This is a genomic window from Streptomyces sp. BPTC-684 (assembly GCF_030028635.1).
Taxonomy (GTDB): Bacteria; Actinomycetota; Actinomycetes; order Streptomycetales; family Streptomycetaceae; genus Streptomyces; species Streptomyces noboritoensis.
In genome coordinates this window covers 5,282,379-5,297,014 of record NZ_CP124863.1, presented here as the reverse complement: position 1 = coordinate 5,297,014, position 14,636 = coordinate 5,282,379, and the positions used below count along the sequence as shown (strand labels likewise).

The 14,636-nt window shown below is 73.0% G+C and carries 16 protein-coding genes; 9 read left to right on the top strand and 7 right to left on the bottom strand.

The window, feature by feature from the left end:
• Positions 1 to 30: 30 nt before the first annotated feature.
• The gene (locus QIY60_RS23495; protein WP_283144191.1) at positions 31 to 540 is read left to right on the top strand and encodes a gluconokinase; all 510 of its coding nucleotides are present in this window, start codon (positions 31 to 33) and stop codon (positions 538 to 540) included.
• 23 nt (positions 541 to 563) lie between these two features.
• Positions 564 to 1,970 carry a gluconate:H+ symporter gene (locus tag QIY60_RS23490; protein ID WP_283144190.1) on the top strand — a complete coding sequence of 469 codons (1,407 nt, stop codon included), beginning with the start codon at positions 564 to 566 and terminating at the stop codon, positions 1,968 to 1,970.
• 82 nt (positions 1,971 to 2,052) lie between these two features.
• On the opposite strand, the gene QIY60_RS23485 is transcribed toward QIY60_RS23490, so the two are convergent.
• The 4 genes from QIY60_RS23485 to QIY60_RS23470 all read right to left on the bottom strand — a co-directional run bounded on the left by QIY60_RS23485 (position 2,053) and on the right by QIY60_RS23470 (position 6,044).
• The gene (locus QIY60_RS23485) at positions 2,053 to 2,733 is read right to left on the bottom strand and encodes a cytochrome b/b6 domain-containing protein (RefSeq protein ID WP_283144189.1); all 681 of its coding nucleotides are present in this window, start codon (positions 2,731 to 2,733) and stop codon (positions 2,053 to 2,055) included.
• A complete protein-coding gene (locus QIY60_RS23480; protein ID WP_283146049.1) occupies positions 2,675 to 3,340 on the bottom strand; it encodes a molybdopterin-dependent oxidoreductase in 666 nt (221 codons plus the stop codon). Before QIY60_RS23480 ends, QIY60_RS23485 begins: the two co-directional genes overlap by 59 nt.
• 153 nt (positions 3,341 to 3,493) lie before the next feature.
• Positions 3,494 to 5,023, bottom strand: a complete 1,530-nt coding sequence (locus tag QIY60_RS23475) for an APC family permease (RefSeq protein WP_283144188.1) — start codon at positions 5,021 to 5,023, stop codon at positions 3,494 to 3,496.
• Positions 5,024 to 5,090: 67 nt separating this feature from the next.
• Complete coding sequence (locus QIY60_RS23470; RefSeq protein WP_283144187.1) at positions 5,091 to 6,044, bottom strand: hypothetical protein; 954 nt, start codon at positions 6,042 to 6,044, stop codon at positions 5,091 to 5,093.
• Positions 6,045 to 6,533: 489 nt separating this feature from the next.
• On the opposite strand from QIY60_RS23470, the gene QIY60_RS23465 reads away from it, so the two are divergent.
• The 7 genes from QIY60_RS23465 to QIY60_RS23435 all read left to right on the top strand — a co-directional run bounded on the left by QIY60_RS23465 (position 6,534) and on the right by QIY60_RS23435 (position 11,462).
• Positions 6,534 to 7,427 (top strand): DMT family transporter, encoded by an 894-nt coding sequence (locus tag QIY60_RS23465; RefSeq protein ID WP_283144186.1) that lies wholly within the window; start codon positions 6,534 to 6,536, stop codon positions 7,425 to 7,427.
• A 25-nt stretch (positions 7,428 to 7,452) separates the two neighbouring features.
• A complete protein-coding gene (locus QIY60_RS23460; protein ID WP_283144185.1) occupies positions 7,453 to 7,986 on the top strand; it encodes an NUDIX domain-containing protein in 534 nt (177 codons plus the stop codon).
• Between the two features lie 23 nt (positions 7,987 to 8,009).
• Positions 8,010 to 8,402 carry a DUF202 domain-containing protein gene (locus tag QIY60_RS23455; RefSeq protein WP_283144184.1) on the top strand — a complete coding sequence of 131 codons (393 nt, stop codon included), beginning with the start codon at positions 8,010 to 8,012 and terminating at the stop codon, positions 8,400 to 8,402.
• Positions 8,399 to 8,716, top strand: a complete 318-nt coding sequence (locus tag QIY60_RS23450) for a DUF202 domain-containing protein (RefSeq protein WP_283144183.1) — start codon at positions 8,399 to 8,401, stop codon at positions 8,714 to 8,716. Before QIY60_RS23455 ends, QIY60_RS23450 begins: the two co-directional genes overlap by 4 nt.
• 72 nt (positions 8,717 to 8,788) lie before the next feature.
• Positions 8,789 to 9,088 (top strand): hypothetical protein, encoded by a 300-nt coding sequence (locus tag QIY60_RS23445; RefSeq protein WP_283144182.1) that lies wholly within the window; start codon positions 8,789 to 8,791, stop codon positions 9,086 to 9,088.
• Between the two features lie 112 nt (positions 9,089 to 9,200).
• On the top strand, positions 9,201 to 10,238 hold the full coding sequence (locus tag QIY60_RS23440; protein WP_283144181.1) for a phosphotransferase family protein: 1,038 nt from the start codon (positions 9,201 to 9,203) through the stop codon (positions 10,236 to 10,238).
• Between the two features lie 9 nt (positions 10,239 to 10,247).
• Positions 10,248 to 11,462 (top strand): acyl-CoA dehydrogenase family protein, encoded by a 1,215-nt coding sequence (locus QIY60_RS23435; protein WP_283144180.1) that lies wholly within the window; start codon positions 10,248 to 10,250, stop codon positions 11,460 to 11,462.
• A gap of 3 nt (positions 11,463 to 11,465) precedes the next feature.
• Here the strand turns inward: QIY60_RS23435 and QIY60_RS23430 are convergent, their stop codons facing one another.
• The 3 genes from QIY60_RS23430 to QIY60_RS23420 are packed head-to-tail and all read right to left on the bottom strand — an operon-like array spanning position 11,466 to position 14,528.
• Positions 11,466 to 12,059 (bottom strand): TetR/AcrR family transcriptional regulator, encoded by a 594-nt coding sequence (locus tag QIY60_RS23430; protein ID WP_283146048.1) that lies wholly within the window; start codon positions 12,057 to 12,059, stop codon positions 11,466 to 11,468.
• A 46-nt stretch (positions 12,060 to 12,105) separates the two neighbouring features.
• Entirely contained in the window at positions 12,106 to 13,758 is a 1,653-nt protein-coding gene (locus tag QIY60_RS23425; RefSeq protein ID WP_283144179.1) for an AMP-binding protein, read from the bottom strand.
• Positions 13,755 to 14,528, bottom strand: a complete 774-nt coding sequence (locus QIY60_RS23420; protein ID WP_283144178.1) for an SDR family NAD(P)-dependent oxidoreductase — start codon at positions 14,526 to 14,528, stop codon at positions 13,755 to 13,757. Before QIY60_RS23420 ends, QIY60_RS23425 begins: the two co-directional genes overlap by 4 nt.
• Between the last annotated feature and the right edge of the window lie 108 nt (positions 14,529 to 14,636).

Below are 14,636 nucleotides of genomic sequence, written 5' to 3'. Positions count from 1 at the left end.
CGATGTCGACGAAGACAGCGAGGCACCGCTATGAACACCCCCCACGTCGTTGTGGTGATGGGCGTGGCCGGCACCGGCAAGACCACGATCGGCCCCCTGGTCGCCACGGCGCTCGGCGTTCCGTACGCCGAGGGCGACGACTTCCACCCGGCGGCCAACGTCGCCAAGATGTCGGCCGGCGTCCCGCTGGACGACGGCGACCGGTGGCCCTGGCTCGACGCGATCGGGCGGTGGGCGCACGGCCGGGCGGGCCTGGGCGGGGTGGTGAGCAGCTCCGCGCTCAAGCGGGCCTACCGCGACCGGCTGCGGGCGGCCGCCCCCGGCCTCGTCTTCCTGCACCTCACCGGCGACCGCGAGCTCATCGAGCACCGGATGGGCGAGCGCAAGGGCCACTTCATGCCCACCGCGCTGCTCGACTCGCAGTTCGCCACGCTCCAGCCGCTGGAGGCGGACGAGGCCGGCGTGGCCGTCGACGTCGCCGGCACCCCCGAGGACATCACCGACCGGGCCGTCGCCGCGCTGCGCCGACTCGCCCCCTGATCCGCCGGCCAAGGACCACCACCATGACCAGTCTCAGCGTCGAGATCCTGGCAGCGGGCGCGGCCGAGCCGATCACCTCGGCGAGCAACGCCCGGCTGGGGATCGCCGTCCTCGCCGGCATCGCCGTCATCGTCCTGCTCATCACCAAGTTCAAGCTGCACGCGTTCCTCGCCCTGACCATCGGCTCGCTGGCGCTGGGCGCCTTCGCGGGGGCGCCGTTGGACAAGGCGATCACCAGCTTCACCACGGGCCTGGGCAACACCGTCGCCGGTGTCGGCGTGCTCATCGCGCTCGGCGCGATCCTCGGCAAGCTGCTCGCCGACTCGGGCGGCGCGGACCAGATCGTCGACACGATCCTGGCGAAGGCCGGGAAGTCCGGCGGGCGCGCGATGCCGTGGGCGATGGTCGTCATCGCCTCGATCATCGGCCTGCCGCTGTTCTTCGAGGTCGGGATCGTGCTGCTGATCCCGGTGGTGCTGCTGGTCGCCAAGCGCGGCGGCTACTCGCTGATGCGGATCGGCATCCCGGCGCTCGCCGGTCTCTCGGTGATGCACGGGCTGATCCCGCCGCACCCGGGCCCGCTGGTCGCCATCGACGCGGTCGGCGCCAACCTGGGCGTCACGCTCGCCCTGGGCGTCCTGGTGGCCATTCCGACGGTGATCATCGCCGGGCCGGTCTTCTCCAAGTACGCGGCGCGCTGGGTGGACATCCCGGCGCCCGACCGGATGATCCCTGCGCGCCCCTCCGAGGACCTGGAGACGCGCCCGAGCTTCGCCGCGACCGTGTCGACCGTGCTCCTGCCGGTCGTGCTGATGCTGGTGAAGGCCCTGGTCGACATCGTGGTCGACGATCCGGAGAACCACCTCCAGCGGGTCACCGACGTGATCGGCTCGCCGCTGATCGCGCTGCTCGCGGCCGTGCTCGTCGCGATCTTCACGCTGGGCCGGGCCGCCGGGTTCAGCAAGGAGCGGATCTCCACGACGGTCGAGAAGTCGCTCGCCCCGATCGCGGGCATCCTGATGATCGTCGGCGCGGGCGGCGGCTTCAAGCAGACGCTGATCGACGTGGGCGTCGGCCAGATGATCCTGGACGTCTCCAAGGACTGGTCCATCCCCGCGCTGCTGCTGGCCTGGCTGATCGCGGTCGCGATCCGGCTCGCGACCGGCTCGGCCACGGTGGCGACGATCTCCGCCGCCGGTCTGGTGGCCCCGCTGGCCGCCGACATGTCGACCGGGCACACGGCCCTGCTGGTCCTGGCCGTCGGCGCGGGCTCGCTCTTCTTCAGCCATGTCAACGACGCGGGGTTCTGGCTGGTGAAGGAGTACTTCGGGATGGACGTCGGCCAGACGGTCAAGACGTGGTCGGTGATGGAGACGATCATCTCGGTGGTGGCGCTGGGGTTCGTGCTGCTGCTGTCACTGGTGATCTAGCCGCTCCGCTGGAAGCGGAGTTTCGGAGCGGAGTTCGTCGGCTGCGGGCCGTCTTGGGCTGGTCGCGCAGTTCCCCGCGCCCCTAACTCCCCCGGCCCTCCCGCCTCTCCAGCTCCTCCAGCCACAGCCCGTGCTCCCGTCGGGCCCACGGGCGCCCCACCGACCCGGTGCGCATGCCACGGCGTGCCTCCGGGTCGAGGAGCGCCATGGTCACATGGCCGCAGAGCACGATCCCGACGGCCAGCGCCAGCCAGTCGTGGACGAACGTCGAGCCGATCCGCACCGCCAGCGGCGCCAGATGCGTGAACCACATGAACAGACCGGTGCCCAGCAGGACGAGCGCGGCCCCGGTGATCCACCCCGCGTAGACCTTCTGCCCGGCGTTGAACTTGCCCGCCATACGCGGGCGTTCGTCCCGGGTGAGCGCCGAGCGCAGCCAGCGCCGGTCGTGCGGCCCGAAGCGGTTGAGGCGGCGCAGATCGGCGCGCAGCGCCCGGGAGGCGAGCCCCGCCAGGACCGGTACGGGCAGCAGTACGCCCGAGATCTCGTGCACCCGCACCACCAGCTCCCGGCGCCCCACGGCCTCGGCGAGCTGCGGCAGATAGAGCACGGCGGCCGACAGCACGCACACGCCGAACACCAGCGCGTTGGTCCGGTGCACCCAGCGCTCGGCCCGGGTGAACCGCCGTACGCGCGCGGCCGGTTCAGCTCGTGGGGTGGTCGTCGCGCCCGTTGGACCGGCCGACCCAGGCATCCGTGTCATAGCCCCGCTCCTCCCAGAATCCCCGCCGCACCTTGCTCGTCACGGTGATCCCGGAGAGCCATTTCGCCGACTTGTAGAAGTACATGGGCGCCACATAGAGGCGGACCGGGCCGCCGTGCGCGTGCGACACGGGCTTGTCCCGCATGCTCAGGGCGACCAGCACGTCGTCGCGGCGGGCCTGTTCGAGCGTGAGGCTCTCGGTGTACGTGCCGTCGAAGCAGGTGAAGCGGACCGCCCCCGCTCCCGGGCGCACCCCCGCGGCGTCGAGGAGCCGGGACAGCCGCACCCCCGCGAACGGGGTGCCCGGCACCCGCCAGCCCGTCACGCACTGCACGTCCCGGACCAGCCGGGTCTGCGGCAGCGCCCGCAGCGCGTCCAGGGTGTAGGTGGCCGGGCGGTCGACCAGGCCGTCGACGGTGAGCCGGTAGTCGGCGGCGCTCTTGTGCGGTACGGAGGCGGCGACCGAGTAGTAGCGGAAGCCGCCGCCGTTGGGCAGCAGGCCGGTCAGGCCGGTGGGGTCCTTCCCGGCGGCGGCGCCGAGGAACGACTCCAGGCCGCGCTGGAGGACCGGGGCGGCGGCGACCCCGGCGACGCCGAGGCCGAGCATGCCGAGCACGATCCGGCGGCCGACCGGGGCGCTCTCGGCGGCGGGCGGTACGGGTGGTTCGGGCGGTTCGGGTTCCACACCCCGATTCGAGCACCGGCGGCCCCCGGGCACCAGGGGCCGCGGCACGCCGTCACCGTTTGGTCAGATCCGGGCCTACGCCCTGGTGCCGTCCGCCGCCCTCTCCAGCTTCTCCAGCTGGAAGGCCTCGTTGCCCTGGCCGATCCGGGCGTGCGCCTCGGGCCGTACCGCCCGTACGACCAGGCCGTACGCCACACCCGCCGCCAGGGCGAGCGCGATGATCGAGGGGAGGATCCAGCTGAGCGAGGAGTCCGGTCCCGCGCCGACGAGGACGTCGAAGTCCTTGACCGTGTAGACCGCGATGACGACGAGCGCGACCCCGGCGATGCCGGAGGCGAGCAGCCGCCACAGCTGGGCCGCGGCCGCTCCCCGGCGGACGAAGAAGGCGATCACCGCGAAGCAGGCGGCGGCCATCAGCACGATCACGCCGAGCGCGCCCACGTTGCCCATCCAGGTGAACAGGTGCAGGACGGCGGCGGTCGGGTCGCCGGTGGGCTTGTCGTCGGCGGCGGCGAAGGCGACGACCACGACGAGCGAGATCACGGTCTGGAGCAGCGAGCCGCTGCCGGGGGCGCCGCTGGTGTGGTTGGTACGGCCGAACGCGGCGGGCAGCAGCCCCTCGCGGCCCATGGCGAAGACGTACCGGGCGACGACGTTGTGGAAGCTGAGCAGCGCGGCGAACATGCCGGTGACGAAGAGGACGTGCAGGACGTCGGTGAAGGTGGTGCCGAGCCGGTCCTCGGTGAGCCCGAAGAGCAGCCCGGGCCCGTCCTTGCGCGAGGCGTCGACGATGCCGGCGGGGCCGGTGGCAACGGTGAGCGCCCAGGAGCTGAGCGCGAAGAACACGGCGGTGAAGCCGACGGCCAGGAACATCACGCGCGAGACGACCAGATGCGGGCGGCTGGTCTCCTCCGCGTACACCGGCGCCTGCTCGAAGCCGGTGAACGCGGCGATGCAGAAGCACAGGGCGGTGCCGATGCCCGCGCCGGAGAGCGTGGACGGGTCGAAGGCGTGCAGCGACAGGCCTTCCTTGGCCGGGTCGGCGACGGCGGCGAAGTCGAAGACGACGACCAGCGCGACCTCGATGACCAGCAGCACGCCGAGGACCTTGGCGTTGAGGTCGATCTTCAGCCAGGCGAGCACGCCGACCAGCGCGACGGCGGCCAGCGCCGGGATCCACCAGGCGATTTCGGCATCGAGGTAGGTGGCGCAGAGGCTGGAGACCTCGAAGCCGAACATGCCGTAGATGCCGACCTGGAGGGCGCTGTAGGCGACGAGCGCCACGAAGGCGGCGCCGGAACCCGCGGTGGGGCCGAGGCCCCTGGCTATGTACGCGTAGAACGCGCCGGCGTTGTGGACGTGGCGGCTCATCTCGGCGTACCCGAAGCTGAACAGGACCAGGACGGCGCCGAGGATGAGGAAGAGCAGGGGCTGGCCGACGATGCCCATCACGCCGTACGTGGTGGGCATGACACCCGCGACCACCATCAGCGGGGCGCTCGCGGCGAGCACCGAGAGCAGCAGGCCCCCAGTGCCGAGCCGGTCGGCGCGCAGGGCTCTCTCCTGGCCCTTGTACGTACGGATCTCATCGGTGTCGCTCGACATGGCGGGGGTGCCCTTTCGGTGGGACGCGGGGGTGGTGCCGAGGGGGTACGGAGATGCTGGGGTGGGGCTAGGCGGTGCCGAGTGCGGCGCTGCGGGCGGCCTGGAAGGCGCGGTACGGGTCCCGGTCCGGGTACGACCAGGGGGCGGGGGTGAAGTGCCGGCCGATGCGGTGGAAGAGGGCGGCGGCCTCGGCGGGGCGGCCCTCGCAGTGCTTGGCGTGGGCGAGGAAGTTGAGGTCGACGCCGGCCCGGGGGTGGTCCTCGCGCTCCCACTCCAGCCACCAGTCGAACGCGGACCTGATCACCTGGCGGGCGCGGCGGCCGGTCCAGTGCTCCGAGTCGACGGGGTCGCCCGGCGCGGCGCCCTGGGCGGCGAGCACCCGGTACCGCTCGGCGTGGGCGACCAGCGGGAGCAGGGCGAGCGGGGAGTCGGCGGGGGCGCGGGCGACGGAGGCGGCGGCGAACGCGTACACCTCGTGCATGGGGTCGGCGCCGTCGCCCGGGCGGCGCTCGGCGAGCCGGGCGGCCATCAGGTGGTGGGCGTGGTGGTGGTCCGGGTGCCGGGAGCACACCTCGGCGAATATCTGCTCGGTCTCGTTGTCCGAGCCGAGGCTGCGGGAGAGGGTGAGCAGGGCGAGCCAGGGGGTGGGGTCGGCGGGGGCGAGGCGGGCGGCCTCCAGGCAGGCGTCGCGGGCGGCGTCCTTGTCCCCCTTGCCGCCCTTTCCGCTGAGGCAGCGGGAGACCAGGGCGCAGGCGTGGAGGGCTGCGGCGTCGGCGCTGTCCGGTTCGGCGAGCAGCCACTCGCGGGCCCAGGCGGCGGAGGTGGCGGGCTCGCCGAGGACGGTGAGGCGGTGGCCTCGGCGGTCCCAGTCGTCGCCGGTCGCGACCAGCAGCGAGCGGACCCTGGTCCACCGGCCCTGCGCCAACTGGGCGCGGACGGCGACGAGTTCGGCGTCGTCGAGCGCCGGGTCGAAGGCCCGTCCACCGCGTTTACGGGGGCGGCCGAGCGGGGGCGGGGGCATCCGCGTACTTCCCGGGGGGTGGTGGGTGTGGTGTGGGTGATCGCGGACAGCAAAGCGGTACCCAATGCTCCACGTCAAGGTTGGGCGCCCCTGCTTCGGGCTTCAACTTGGTGGCGGCTCGCGGCGGTTGGCCCCCACCCCACCCCTTCCCTAAACCCTCCGGGGGTGGGTGGGGGTGGAAGTGGCTCTCCCGGGGGCTGCGCCCCCGGACCCCGTTCGTCTGCGGATGGGTGGGGGCTGGTCGCGCAGTTCCCCGCGCCCCTGAGATGCGCCCCTCCGGGGCGCCCAGGGGATGCCGCGCAGCGGCATTTTCAGGGGCGCGGGGAACTGCGCGAGCAACCCACCACGGTCCGCGGACGAACGGGACCCGCGGCCCTCGGCCGAAAGGGGGCTGGGCCGCGCCCAGTGGGTACTCGGGAGGCGTCAGGGCCCCCGGGGCGCTATCGTCGAGCAAGTTCGCAACCCCCGGCCGCACTTGAAGGATCCCACGTGTCGGTTCTCGTCCTCGCTCTCGCCGTGGGCGCGGCCTGCTGTCTGGGCTTCGGGTTCGTGCTCCAGCAGAACGCCGCCCAGCACGCCCCGCTGAGCGACTTCCTGTCGCCGCGGCTGCTGCTCGACCTCGTCCGGGTGCCCCGCTGGCTCGCCGGGATGGGGCTGATGGTCGCGGGCATGGTGCTCGGCGCGCTGGCGCTGGGCCAGGGCGAGGTCTCCCAGGTGGAGCCGCTCCTCGCCACCAACCTCTTCTTCGCCATGGCCCTGTCCCGCTGGCAGACCAAGCAGTCCCTGGGCCGCCAGGGCTGGGCGGGGCTCACCCTCCTCGCGGGCGGGGTGACCGCCTTCATGGTGGCGGGCCAGCCCCGCGGCGGCAACGACGTCGCCGGGCCCCTGCGGCACTGGCTGATCGTCGGGATCGTCGTCGGGATCGCGCTCGTCCTCACCGTGTACGCCAAGCGGTCCCGCCTCAGCGCCGGGCCCACCCTCCTCGCCGTCGCCGCCGGGTTCCTCTACGGCCTCCAGGACGCCCTCACCCGGGCCAGCGGCGAACGCTTCAGGGCCGACGGCTTCGCCCACCTGCTGACGGGCTGGCAGCCGTACGGCGTGCTGGCGCTCGGCGTGACCGGCCTGATCCTCGTCCAGAGCGCCTTCGAGACCGCCCCGCTGCGGATGTCGCTGCCCGCCCTCACCGCCGCCCAGCCGCTCGCCGGGATCGCCTGCGGCGTCGGCTTCCTGGGCGACCGGCTCCGTACCGACGCGGGAGCGCTCGCCTGGGAGGCCTGCGGACTCGCCGCCATCGTCACCGGCATCGTCCTGCTCGGGCTCCATCCGGCGATGCCGTCCGGCATAGGGCCGAAGGAGCGGATCCGCGACCTTCAGCCGCACTAGAACAGCCGGTGGTTGGATGAGTCCCATGAGCTCATCTCCGCCCTCCCCCTCCGACGAGATCCTCGACATCGTCGACGAGCACGACCGCGTCGTCGGCCGGGCCCCGCGCGGCGAGGCGTACGCCCGGGGGCTGCGCCACCGCTGCGTCTTCGTCCTCGCCCGGGACGCCGAGGACCGGATCTTCGTCCACCGGCGCACCCCGACCAAACTGGTCTTCCCCTCGCTGTACGACATGTTCGTCGGCGGTGTCGTCGGCGCGGGCGAGAGCTACGACGACGCCGCGCTGCGCGAGGCCGAGGAGGAGCTCGGGGTTGCCGGGCTGCCCCGGCCCGTACCGGTGTTCAAGTTCCTCTACGAGGGCGGGGCGGACGGGCGGCAGACGTGGTGGTCGGCCGTGTACGAGGTGCGCTGCACGCTGCCGGTGCGGCCGCAGGTCGAGGAGGTCGCCTGGCACGACTTCCTGCCCCGGGCCGAGGTCGAGCGGCGCCTCGACACCTGGGAGTGGGTGCCCGACGGGCTCGACGCGTACCGGCGGCTGCGCGCGCACCGGGCCGGGTGATCCACTGCGGGTAGTGTGCAAATGTGATCAGCATCGCGCAGACCCTGCGGCTGTGGTTCGCGCCCGAGCGCATCGGCGAGGAGGGCGAGACGCCGGACTACCGGTTCTCGCTCGCCAACGAGCGTACGTTCCTGGCCTGGATCCGGACGTCGCTCGCCCTGGTCGGCGGCGGGTTCGCGGTCGACCAGTTCCTGCCGGACCTGCGCTGGGGCGTACGGGTCGGGCTCGCCCTGGCGCTGCTGGCGGCCGGGGTGCTGTGCGCGCTGCGGGCCGTGAACCACTGGGTGCGGTGCGAGCGGGCGATGCGGCGCGGCGAGGACCTGCCCGTGTCGCGCTTCCCCACCCTGCTGAGCGTGGTGGTGGCGGCGGTCGCCGTCGTCATGGTGGTGGTCGTCGTCTTCGGCTGGGCCGGGTGACGGGCGCGTCCGACCGGGACCCCGGCCTCCAGCCCGAGCGGACCCGGCTCGCCTGGCGCCGTACGACGCTGTCCTGCACGGTGGCGGCGGTCCTCGCGGCCAAGCAGGCCCTGCACGGCGGCAGGACGGCCGTCGGCCTGGTCGCCGTGGCCCTGAGCGGCCTGGTCTGGCTGGGCTTCCTGGCCGTGGCCCACCGCCGCATCCAGTCCCTGACCCGCTCGGCCCGCCCCGGCGTGCTGCGGCACCGCGAGGCGGTCGCGACGCTGGCGTGCGTGGCGGCGCTGGCGCTGTTCGCGGTGGCGATGCTGGTCTGAACGCCCGCCCACGAGCGGAGCCGCCCCCCGCGCACTAGCCTGAGAAGTGAGCGATCTTGAGGGGTGAACGCCATGACCGTACGCCACGAGGAACACCCCACCACCCACGAGCACGCGCACGGCCCCGCCTGCGGGCACCGGGCCGTGCCGCACGGCGACCACACCGACTACGCCCACGACGGGCACATGCACCGCGAGCACTCGGGCCACTGGGACGAGTGCGAGCCCGCCGGGCACGTCGCCCACGACGGGCACGCGCACGAGCACGGCGTCGGCTGCGGGCACCAGTCCGTGGAGCACGGCGACCATCTCGACTACGTCCACGACGGGCACCGGCACGCCGAGCACGAAGGCCACTGGGACGACCACTGACGGCCCGCTCCCCCACGGCGGGCCGTATCCGGGAGCGGCAGCGTCTGGACGACATACCGACTGGTCGGTAGCGTGTCCGTGACACGATCGCCGTTCCCGGAGGTAGCCCGTCATGAGCACAGTCCCGCCAGGTCTCGATCCGGAGCGGCTGCGCGCCCATCTCGACCGCGAGCGGCCGGGGCTCGTCAGCGGACCACTCAGTGCCCGGATCGTCGAGGGCGGCCGGTCGAACCTCACGTACATCGTGACCGACGGGACGGGCCAGTGGGTGGTCCGACGGCCGCCGCTGGGTCATGTCCTGGCCACCGCGCACGACATGAAGCGCGAGCACCGGGTGATCAGCGCCCTGCACCCGACGTCGGTCCCGGTGCCGGAGCCGCTGCTCCTGTGTGAGGACGAGTCGGTCATCGGCGCGCCGTTCTACGTGATGGAGTACGTGGCCGGGACCCCGTACCGCACGGCGGAGCAGCTGGCTCCGCTGGGTCCGGAGCGCACCCGGGCCGCGATCCTCGGCCTGGTGGACACGCTGGTCGAGCTGCACGCGGTGGACCCCGAGGCGGTCGGCCTCGGGGACTTCGGGCGCCCCGAGGGCTTCCTCGACCGCCAGTTGCGGCGCTGGGGCAAGCAGCTCGACGCCTCCCGCAACCGCGAGCTGGCCGGAATCGACGAGCTGCACGCGGCGCTCGGCCGTGAGCTGCCCGTCTCCCCCGCGCCCACGGTCATCCACGGCGACTACCGGCTCGACAACGTCCTCGTCGGGGACGACGACGAGATCAAGGCCGTCCTCGACTGGGAGATGTCGACCCTCGGCGACCCGCTGACCGACCTGGGGCTGCTCGTGATGTACAGCGCCGAGCTGAGGGTGCAGGACTCCCCGGTCTCCACCACCGCCGGGGCCGCCGGACACCCCACCCCCGCCGAGCTGATCGAGCGGTACGCCGCCCGCTCGGGCCGGGACACCTCGGCCATCTCCTGGTACACGGCGTTCGCCTGGTTCAAGCTCGCCGTGATCCTGGAGGGCATCCACTACCGCTACACCCTGGGCCAGACCGTCGGCGCGGGCTTCGACCGCATCGGGGATCTGGTGCCCGTCTTCATCGACCACGGCCTCACCACCCTCCAGTCACCGCAGTCACCGCAGGAAGGCTGAACTCCCGCCATGGACTTCGCATTCGACGCACGGACCCAAGAGCTGCGCGCCAAGCTGCTCACCTTCATGGAGCAGTACGTCTACCCGGCCGAGACCACCGCGCACGAGCAGCGCCTCCGGCTGAAGTCGCCGTGGGACACGCCCGCCGTGGTGGCGGAGCTGAAGGCCGAGGCCCGCAGCCAGGGCCTGTGGAACCTCTTCCTGCCGGACGCCGAGCACGGCGCCGGGCTCACCAACCTCCAGTACGCGCCGCTCGCCGAGATCACCGGCCGCTCCCCGCACCTGGCGCCCACCGCCCTCAACTGCGCGGCGCCGGACACCGGGAACATGGGGGTGCTCGCCCAGTTCGGCTCGGACGAGCAGCGGAAGCGGTGGCTGGAGCCGCTGCTGGCCGGGGAGATCCGCTCCGCGTTCGCGATGACCGAGCCGGAGGTGGCCTCCTCGGACGCCACCAACATCGAGACCCGGATCGCCAAGGAGGGCGACGAGTACGTCATCACCGGCCGCAAGTGGTACATCTCCGGCGCGATGAACCCCGACTGCAAGATCCTCATCGTGATGGGCAAGACCGACCCGGACAACGAGGACGCCCGCCGCCAGCAGTCGATGGTGCTGGTGCCGCGCGACACCCCGGGCGTCGAGGTCCGCCGCGCCATGCAGGTGTACGGCTACGAGGACCACGCGCACGGCGGCCACGCCGAGGTCGTCTTCCACGGGGCGCGGGTGCCCGTGGAGAACCTGGTGGGCGAGGAGGGCGGCGGTTTCGCCATCGCCCAGGCCCGCCTCGGGCCCGGCCGGATCCACCACTGCATGCGGCTGATCGGCATGGCCGAGCGGGCCATCGAGCTGATGTGCCGGCGCGCGGTGGCGCGTACCGCCTTCGGCAAGCCGATCGCCCAGCAGGGCGTGGTGCAGGAGTGGATCGCGGACGCGCGCGTGGCGGTGGAGCAGCTGCGGCTGCTCGTCCTGAAGACCGCCTGGCTGATGGACACCGTGGGCAACCGCGGCGCCCACACCGAGATCCAGGCCATCAAGATCGCCACGCCCCGGACGGTCCTCGACATCATCGACAGGGCCGTCCAGGTCCACGGCGCGGGCGGGGTGAGCCAGGACTTCCCGCTCGCCGAGCTGTGGGCGGCGGCGCGCACCCTGCGCATCGCCGACGGCCCGGACGAGGTCCACCAGCGCTCGCTGGCCCGCCGGGAGCTGAAGAAGTACCTGTAGGTCCTACGGGCGCAGTGCCCGCAGCAGCAGGTCGGCGAGGTGGTCGGCGACCTGCTGCGGGGTGAGCGGGCCGTCCGGCCGGTACCAGGTGGACAGGTGGTGGACCGACCCGAAGTGGTAGTCCACCACCAGGTCCGCCGGGGTGGCCGTGGAGAACACCCCGGCCGCCTGGCCCTCTTCGATCAGGGCCCGGAACCGCTCGTGGTAGCGGCGCCGCTCGACCCGTACCTGCTTGTTCTTCTCGGGGCTGAGGTGGTGCATCGAGCGGAAGAAGATGGCCGCGTCGTCGAGGTTCTCGATGGTGGTGACCACCACGTCGGCGGCCGCGTCGCGCAGCCGCCGCTCGACGGGCGCGTCCGCGTCCGCGAAGGCGTCGAGCCGCTCCTGCTGGAGGCGCAGCACGCGCGCGTAGACCTCCTGGAGCAGGTCCTCCTTGGAGCCGAAGTAGTGGTAGAGCGCCCCCTTGGTGACGCCCGCCGCCTCGACGATCTCCTGGACCGAGGTCCTGTCGTACCCGTTCTCGGCGAAGAGGCGGGTGGCGGCGGCCAGCAGCCTCTGGGGGACCGGGGTGCCGCTCCCGTCCGTCGTCCTGGCCATGCCGTCGCCGCCTCTCTCCTGGTCCACCCGTTGCTTTTGCGCCGTTCTAGTGGCGGGAACGCAGTTCCCGCCTGAGGATCTTCCCACTCGCCGTCTTGGGAAGCTCCGCGAGTACCTCGACCTGCCGGGGATATTTGTACGCGGCCAGCCGCTCCTCGCAGTACGCGGAGAGCTCGCCGGGGGTGGCCTCGGCGCCGGGGCGCAGGCTCACGTAGGCCTTGACGTTCTCGCCCCGGTACGGGTCGGGGACGCCGACGACGGCGGCCTCGCGCACCGCCGGGTGACCGTAGAGCACGTCCTCGACCTCGCGCGGCCACACCTTGAAGCCGGACGCGTTGATCATGTCCTTCTTGCGGTCGACGACGTAGAGCCAGCCGTCCCGGTCCATGAACCCGATGTCGCCGGTGCGCAGTTCGCCGTCCGGGAAGGTCTCGGCGGTGGCCTCGGGGCGGCGCCAGTAGCCGGGCACGACCTGCGGGCCGCGCACCACGATCTCGCCCTGCTCACCCAGGGCCACCTCCTCGCCCTCCTCGTCGACGATCCGTACGACCGTCTCGGGGCCGGGCAGTCCGACCGAGAGGGTGCCCGAGACCGGGTCGACCGGGGCCTCCCGCTCCGGCGGCACCGAGGCGCAGGGGGCGGTGCACTCGGTCAGCCCGTAGCCGTTGCGCAGATACGGGCCGAACGCCGCCCGGAACTTCTCCACCAGCGCGGGCGGCACCGGCGCGCCGCCCGAGGACATCACCTGGAAGGAGTCGAAGTGCCCGCGGGTGACGCCGGGTGCGGCCGCCAGCGCCATGAAGGCTGTGGAGGGGCCCACGGTGTAGGCGGGCCGGTGCTCGGCGAAGGCGTCGAGGACCACGCCGGGGTGGAAGCGGTAGGCGAGGATCAGGGTGCCCGCGTTGGCGACGCACGCGGCGAGCTGGCAGACCATGCCGGTGATGTGGAAGAGCGGGGCCAGCGCGAAGTAGCCCGCACCCTCGGCTATCGGGTGGCCGGTGCGCTGGCGCTCGGCGTTGTAGGTGATGCCCGCGTGGGTGTTCATGGCGCCCTTGGGGGTGCCGCTGGTCCCCGAGGTGTAGCTGATCAACGCCGTGGCGTCGGGGGCGGGTTCGCGTCCGCCCGGGGCGGGCAGGCCCTGCCGGGCGACGGCCAGCAGGTCGTCGGTGTCGGCGGGGCGGGGCAGCCGCTCGAAGGCGAGCACGCGCGCGTCGTCGCGGCTCTGCAGGTCAAGCTCGCAGGCGGTGAGCGCGATCCGGACGGGCGAGGCGGCCGCGGTGTCCCGCAGATACGCCTCCCACGCCCGGTCGGAGCAGATCAGCGCGGCGGCCTCGGAGTCGCCGAGCACGTGCCCGACCTCGGCCGACTTGTACATCGGGTTGAGCGGGACGACCGTCGCGCCCGCCTTCCAGGCGCCCAGCAGCGCGATGACGAAGTGCGGGGTGTTCTGGAGCATGATCGCGACCCGGTCGCCGGGCTGGACGCCCCGGGCCGCGAGGTGGCCGGCCACCGAGTCGGAGAGCGCGTCGGTCTCGCGGTAACTGAGGCGCCCGTCGAAGTAGGCGAGCGCGGTGCGGTCGGGGGCGCGCAGGACCGCGGCGCGGAAGGCGTGCACCACGCTCGCGGGCGGGCTGACGGGTGCCCGCTGGGCCTCGGTGAGCTGCCCGAGCCAGGGCTTGGCCGCGTACGGGGAGGTCATGCGCCGCCCGCCTCCCACTTCTGCTGGAGGTGGTTCATGGAGGTGAGCCAGCGGTCCGGATCGCCGGCCCGCGCGCCGTAGTAGCCGGCGACCTCCGGGTGCGGCAGCACCAGGAACCGCTCCTCGGCCATCGCCGCGAACAGCGCGTCGGCGACGGCCGCCGGCTCGATCGCGGTCGGCGCGAGCACCAGGTCCCCGGCCGAGCCGGTGGCGGCCAGCATGTCGGTGCGCACGCCCTGCGGGCAGATCGCGTGGACCCGCACGCCCCGGTGGCGGTAGGTGAGCGAGAGCCACTCCGCGAAGGCGAGGGCGCCGTGCTTGGTGACGCTGTACGGGGCCGCGCCGATCATGGTGAGCAGCCCGGCCGCCGACACGGTCGACACGAACCGGCCGCCGCCGCGCTCCAGCCACTCGGGCAGCAGCTCGCGGGCGGCGCGGACGTGGGCCATCACGTTGACGTCCCAGGCGGCCTCCCAGACGTCCTCGGGCGCGGCCTCCGAACCGCCGGAGCCCAGGCCCGCGTTGGCGCAGTAGACGTCGATCGTCCCGCCCAGCGCCTCGCGGGCGAGCGGGACGACGCCGGAGGCGTCCCCGGGGACGGCGATCGCGCCGATCTCCTCGGCGGTCCTGCGGGCCTTGGCCTCGTCGAGGTCGTTGACGACCACCCGGGCGCCCTCCGCCGCGAATCTGCGCGCGAGCGCGGCGCCGATGCCGCCGCCCGCCCCGGTGACCACCACTGCCGCGCCCTGGACGCCCTGGACCGAACCCATCGAGAATCCGCCTCTCCACATGCCGACTGATGTGCAGACTAACCAGTCGGTATGTACGGACGGAAGGGGCCGTCGCGAACCGTCCCGTGCGGCTCGTTCCCCGCCGCG